Source organism: Acinetobacter rongchengensis (assembly GCF_003611475.1).
Taxonomy (GTDB): domain Bacteria; phylum Pseudomonadota; class Gammaproteobacteria; order Pseudomonadales; family Moraxellaceae; genus Acinetobacter; species Acinetobacter rongchengensis.
On the sequence record NZ_RAXT01000105.1, the window covers coordinates 1 to 4,574 of the forward strand.

General features: G+C 29.9%; 3 protein-coding genes and 2 pseudogenes. 3 read left to right on the forward strand and 2 right to left on the reverse strand.

Going from position 1 to position 4,574, the window contains the following annotated elements:
* Positions 1 to 166 precede the first annotated feature (166 nt).
* The 3 genes and pseudogenes from D7V20_RS18605 to D7V20_RS18615 all read left to right on the forward strand — a co-directional run.
* A pseudogene (locus D7V20_RS18605) lies at positions 167 to 322 on the forward strand (IS5/IS1182 family transposase); the annotation flags it as partial.
* A gap of 186 nt (positions 323 to 508) precedes the next feature.
* Positions 509 to 1,126, forward strand: a complete 618-nt coding sequence (locus tag D7V20_RS18610) for an AAA family ATPase (RefSeq protein ID WP_004758942.1) — start codon at positions 509 to 511, stop codon at positions 1,124 to 1,126.
* Positions 1,126 to 2,124, forward strand: a complete 999-nt coding sequence (locus D7V20_RS18615) for a ParB/RepB/Spo0J family partition protein (RefSeq protein WP_004758941.1) — start codon at positions 1,126 to 1,128, stop codon at positions 2,122 to 2,124. The genes D7V20_RS18610 and D7V20_RS18615 overlap by 1 nt, the downstream gene beginning before the upstream one ends.
* Positions 2,125 to 2,247: 123 nt before the next feature.
* Here D7V20_RS18615 and D7V20_RS18620 read toward each other — a convergent pair whose 3' ends face one another.
* Both D7V20_RS18620 and D7V20_RS18625 read right to left on the reverse strand, forming a co-directional pair.
* Positions 2,248 to 3,558 carry a replication initiation protein gene (locus D7V20_RS18620; RefSeq protein ID WP_004758940.1) on the reverse strand — a complete coding sequence of 437 codons (1,311 nt, stop codon included), beginning with the start codon at positions 3,556 to 3,558 and terminating at the stop codon, positions 2,248 to 2,250.
* 700 nt (positions 3,559 to 4,258) lie between these two features.
* A pseudogene (locus D7V20_RS18625) lies at positions 4,259 to 4,574 on the reverse strand (IS30 family transposase); the annotation flags it as partial.

Below are 4,574 nucleotides of genomic sequence, written 5' to 3' on the forward strand. Positions count from 1 at the left end.
TATTTTTTTATTTAATCTGTCTGTGCTCAACAAGGCTTGGAGGAAATTTCCCTTCCTGCTTTAGCCTTGATAAAGCAGGACTGAACCGTACCGGGTTTGTCGGAGACTTTTTTATTTAAGTTAGGCCACCTGACCTAACGGGTTAATCTTATCATAGTACATTGCTTCTTTGGTGGAAGCCAAAATGCATTGCATCAAATTATTGGGGGATAAACTGAGTGCAAGGAACTTTCAAAGCCAGGTCAATGAGATTCATGCCCGTGTAGCAGTATTAAATAAATTTATGGAATTAGGCCAACCTCATACCCAAGTTATCACTTAAATTTGAAGTGATATGGGGAACCTTAATTTTTAAATCTTTGTGCAACAAGGCCTATTGAATCCGAAAAAGATAATAACTAGGCTTATAGATAATTTGATTTTTTAAATTTCCACAGTGGAAATTTAAAAATATTTTTTTTATTTTTTTATTATGCTAATATAAATTTAATTTTTATATATATTACCCATGACAATATACGTAATCGCAAATCAAAAAGGTGGTGTTGGAAAGACAACGCTATCAACCAACTTAGCTGTTGCTCTGAGTAAAAAAGGCAAGACGACTCTTGTAGATGGAGATGATCAACAATCCTCTATAAAATGGAGTAAACGTAGACTACAAGATTCTATTACAACCATTGCTCTTAAAGATAATTTAAAAGAAGAATTACAACAATTAAAACAAAATAATAAATATATTGTATTGGATGTTGCAGGGCGTGATTCAGCTGAATTTCGTTCAGCATTATTAACAGCAGATGTTCTTATTATTCCAACACAACCTAGTCAAACAGATATTGAAGTACTACCTTTTGTTCTAAGATTAGTAAATACAGCAAAACAAGTGAATAAAAATTTAAAAACATTTGTGGTGTTAAATAAAGCCCCAACTAATAATAAATCTACAGAAATTGATGCTGCTTTAGAGCTATTACAGCAAGTCAAGTCTGTTAAAACACTAAATACAATTTTGCGTGATCGCAAACAATTTCGCGATGCGATGATCGAAGGAAAATCAGTATTAGAAATGGGTAGCAGCAAAGCAAAAGATGAATTAAATGAATTTTTGGTGGAGATCCTGTAATGGCAAAAAAACCATTAATTGTCGATTTTAATGATTCTCTTGAAATGGAGCAGGCATTTATTAATGCAGCAGGAACAGGAAAAGTATCGTTAATATCATCAATTGAAAATAATATTGTTGATGTACCTATAGAACTTATTGACTTCTCAGAGCATCAACCTCGTATTATTACAGATAAAGTTTTACAGGAAGTTGAAATTCTTGCCACGAGTATTGCAACGAATGGACAAATTTACCCTATTGTTGTTATAAAAAAAGAGGAAAGATATGAGCTCGTCGGTGGAGAAAAAAGGTTTAGAGCTGTTCGAGATATATTAAAGCATAAGACGATTCGTGCAATTATTCGAGATGATAAATCCAAGGAAAAAACAGCTTTAATTTCATTGATTGATAACTTACATCGATCGAATCTTAGTGATTTTGAATTAGTCAACGCCATACAAAAACATTGTAATGAGTTTGGATACTCTATACAAAATGTAGAATTTATCACTCAAAAATATCAACTAGATCAATCTAAATACTTTAGATTAATGAGCTTTTATAAACTTCCAGATTATATAAAAGAAGATCTAAAAATAAATCCAAAAGCTATTTCAGGTGCAACTGCACAACAATTGTTAACCGAATTAAATAAACTCGTTTTAAAATTTAATCATCAATTGGTTGAATCTGCCACATTTAATATATGGAAAAAATATCTAAATGAATTTACAGAAACTAATCGTCCATCAAAAAAATTCATTTACGAAATAGAAAAAGCATTAACTGTACAAGAGATAGCTAAAAAGCAAGAACAAAATATCACAAATACGTCTAAAATTAATAAAATGGTACTAAAAGATAAAAATGGTCTTAAATTTGGCTCAATTAAGATTGAAAAAAATCTCAATGGGAAGACAGTCGTAAATATTCGTACTAGTTTAAATGCTGAATTTAATCAAGAAAAAATTGAAAAACTAGAAGCTTTTCTTGCTGATTTAGACGATAAGGTATAAAAAATTATAAATTTCCACAGTGGAAATTTATAATTGAGTATCCAATATGTTATAGATTGATATTGGATACTACCATTTACCATATATATAAGATTAAAAAATGATACATAAGAAAGGTTATCATCAGAAAGGTAGTTGATCTTCTGCAGGATCTAAAATTTCATCCATATCAGAATCTGCAATATTTTTATCTTCATGCTCTGCCATATTATCTTCAGACGCATCTTTTTTAAAGATATTCATATTGCGTTTTGCTTGTATCCAAAAATAGTAATCCAGATCAATAAGTTTATGATCATTCAATATATCTAACTTATTTGTTAATAAGCTACGCATCGTTTTTTTAGCTGTAATCGTATCCAAATCACCTAAAAAATAACCATAATCGTTTAAGAAAACATCACAATTCACTAAAACTGTGATTTGCTTAGAGCTCAACTTAGTGACTGGTTTAATATATTTAACGCGTTCTTTATCTTTAAAGTGTGATCCATCATCACTATATGGAATTGCATTTTTAAGATGTTTTTCTTTTAATCGATCAATAATACGTTGAAAAATTAGATTTCTATGCTCTTCCTTCATTTTGTAAGTAAAACGTATACCTACAACAAATTTTCCATTTTTAATCGTTTCATAATCAATTTCAAGATTACTTAACTTATTAATTTGTGTTTTAGCAACATTCAAAACACGGCTTTTTAAGTTATCGATTAGTTTATATTTATCTTCAATATCTAAAGCAAAACGCAATCTTTCCAAACTTATATCATGAATTTGCTGAATACCTAATGACTCAGCTTTCCATAATTCAGAATTGAGAATCCTATAAATCCGCATGGCATAATTAGAACGCATCCGCATAACATAGCGAATTTGGTGTGTACTAAATGAATGCGTCATACCTGTCGGATTAATTAAGTTGTAGAAGTAATTATAAAATTCTCTAGCAAAACGAATCTGCATGCATTTAGTTTCTTTACTATAATGACAATAAATAATCATTGGTACCTTAATTGGTGTAGGATCATCTTTTTTCTTGATCAACATTACCTTAGGCTTATAACTATCATAAACACGCTGCAAGGCCTTTTCACCATACCGATGAATTTCATATAGCTCACTTGCTGTGACAACATCTTTATCTAAATCTTTTTCTGAAATCAATTCACCAAAATTAGCTGCACTAATCGTAATTAACTCATCTGGATCAAAGCGCATATTTTTATTTAGTTCATTTTTGCGCACAGCAACCATAGCACAGTACACTAGCTTTTCTTCATTAGCTTCATAACTGTAATTTGCAGTGGTCATATCATTACGTGTAGCCACTAAATCAGTGTATTGAACACGACGAGAAGAAGGCTTTATTAATTCTGTACTTTTCAAACCAAACTCCGTGGTTACAATTTTATAACCATACATTAATAACATTTTGTATTGAAATCAACAATGAAAGCAAACAGATCAATAAAAATATATCTTTTAGCTTACGGACAAAACGTATGGTTATTCACAGATATTTAATAAAATTATCAACAACGGACAAAACGTATGGTCATTTCATATAATCTAATAAATAATGAGAACAGGACAAAACGTATGGTTATATCAAAAATAAAATTCAAATAAGCTCAAAGCATTGCTATTAAATGCTTTTAATGTCATTACAATAAAAAAAATAAGTAAAATAATCCAATATATCAATAGAAAGAAAAACCAATCTTCAATAAAAAAGCATGTACATCGGACAAAACGTATTGATAGTGCTTAAAACATCATCATTTATTTGGAATAGAAAAAATTCATGGTTATAGTTTTTATTGTGCTAACTGCAATGAATATTTGTATATTCACTTTAAGAGAATTTTTACTATTGATAATTTTGTGGATAAATTGAGACAAAACGTATGGTTATAGGACAAAACGTATGGTTGAACGGACAAAACGTATGGTTGAACGGACAAAACGTATGGTTGAACGGACAAAACGTATGGTTGAACGGACAAAACGTATGGTTATTAATGAATAACCAATTGAATTTAAATATAAAAATATCCTTATAAACCTTATTAAATATATATAAACATATATAAATACTTATAAACCTTTAATTTAATTTTTTAATAAAATTTTAAATAAGACGAATTGAAGCAACAAGTGCAACACTATAAAAACCAGCGATCACTTCACTGAGTGTATACCAACATAGTATCTTTCTAGGACGATTATTTAGACCAAACTCTATCTATTCTATTCGCTCTTTTGATACATCATCAAACGATAAGGATTTTGGCAAATATTCATTCGTATTTTCATTTTTAGCGCGTTGATTAGACTTTTATGGATCCACAAAGTAAGTGTCTATGCATGCATCTGTTATCCTACTATGCTCTGAAAACTCCTTACCATTATCAAAAGTCACACTATAAGCATGACTGCTACGCAAA

Bases quoted from the DNA above. Each gene is read 5' to 3' on its own strand.
- D7V20_RS18615 (WP_004758941.1), top strand. From the start codon at position 1,126: ATGGCAAAAAAACCATTAATTGTCGATTTTAATGATTCTCTTGAAATG.
- D7V20_RS18610 (WP_004758942.1), top strand. From the start codon at position 509: ATGACAATATACGTAATCGCAAATCAAAAAGGTGGTGTTGGAAAGACA.
- D7V20_RS18620 (WP_004758940.1), bottom strand. From the start codon at position 3,558: ATGTTATTAATGTATGGTTATAAAATTGTAACCACGGAGTTTGGTTTG.